Below are 1,235 nucleotides of genomic sequence, written 5' to 3' on the forward strand. Positions count from 1 at the left end.
TGACGTGCCACCCGGATTTCGGACCGTTCTGAACTGGAATTTTCCAATTATGATCCCTGCCATGGGAGAAGGAGAATTCCATGAAGAAGTCGAAGTTTTCGGAGGCGCAGATCGCCTTCATCCTGCGCCAGGCCGATGAGGGAACGCCGGTTGCAGAGGTCTGCCGCAAGGCAGGTATCTCGGATGCAACGTTTTACAATTGGCGTAAGCGCTATGGCGGGCTGACGCCGTCGGAGGTCAAGCGGATGCGCCAACTGGAAGACGAGAACAATCGACTGAAGAAGCTGGTTGCCGATCTGTCGCTCGACCGGGCCATGCTGCAGGATGTCCTGTCAAAAAAGCTCTGAAGCCTGCTCGCCGACGCTGGCTTGTCGATGAGGTTCGCGAAGACTGGAAGGTGTCGATCCGTCGCGCTTGTTCTTGTCTTCGGATCGATACCTCGCTCTATCACTACAAGTCGAAGCGCGGCGACCAGGCTGCACTGAAGGCCAGGATCAAGGAGATCGCAGCGACGCGGGTGCGCTACGGCTACCGGCGGGTTCATGTCCTGCTGCGCCGCGAGGGTTGGCCCGTGAACGCCAAGCGAATCTATCGCCTTTACAAGGAGATGGGGTTGCAGTTGCGCAACAAGGCCCCGAAGCGCCGCGTGAAGGCGAAGCTGCGTGAGGACCGGACGGAGGCCATGCATTCCAACGATGTGTGGGCAATGGACTTCGTCCATGATCAACTGGCAACGGGCCGCAAAATCCGCGTTTTGACCGTCGTCGACACCTTCTCGCGCTTCTCGCCGGTTGTCGATCCGCGGTTCAGCTACAGGGGAGAAGATGTCGTGGCAACGCTGGAGCGGACATGCCGGTTGGTCGGCTATCCGAAGACGATCCGGGTCGACCAGGGTTCGGAGTTCATCTCCCGCGACCTTGATCTGTGGGCATACGCCAATGACGTCATCCTCGACTTCTCGCGCCCGGGCAAGCCCACGGACAATGCGTTCATCGAGTCCTTCAACGGCAAGTTCAGGACGGAGTGCCTCAATGCGCACTGGTTCCTGACGCTTGACGACGCCCGCTCGAAAATGGAGGAATGGCGTAAGGACTACAACAACGTCCGCCCGCACAGCGCAATCGGCAACAAGCCGCCGATATCGTTCATGAAAGGCTCATCGGCACCTTCTGCCGCCTGAGCCCGACACCCCGGAAGTTCCGGTTCGGGGCGATCCAAAGAAGGGGTGCACGTCA

The 1,235-nt window shown here is 59.3% G+C and carries 1 protein-coding gene; it reads left to right on the top strand.

The window, feature by feature from the left end; all coding sequences use genetic code 11:
* The first annotated feature begins 80 nt into the window (after positions 1-80).
* Positions 81-1,180, top strand: a protein-coding gene (locus AC07E3_RS21400) for an IS3 family transposase (protein ID WP_478364749.1) whose coding sequence is annotated in 2 segments (ribosomal slippage) — positions 81-333 and positions 333-1,180 — 1,101 coding nt in all. Because the reading frame shifts where the segments join, the coding sequence is not laid out codon by codon here.
* The last annotated feature ends 55 nt before the right edge of the window (positions 1,181-1,235 follow it).

The organism is Nitratireductor lacus (genome assembly GCF_056431025.1).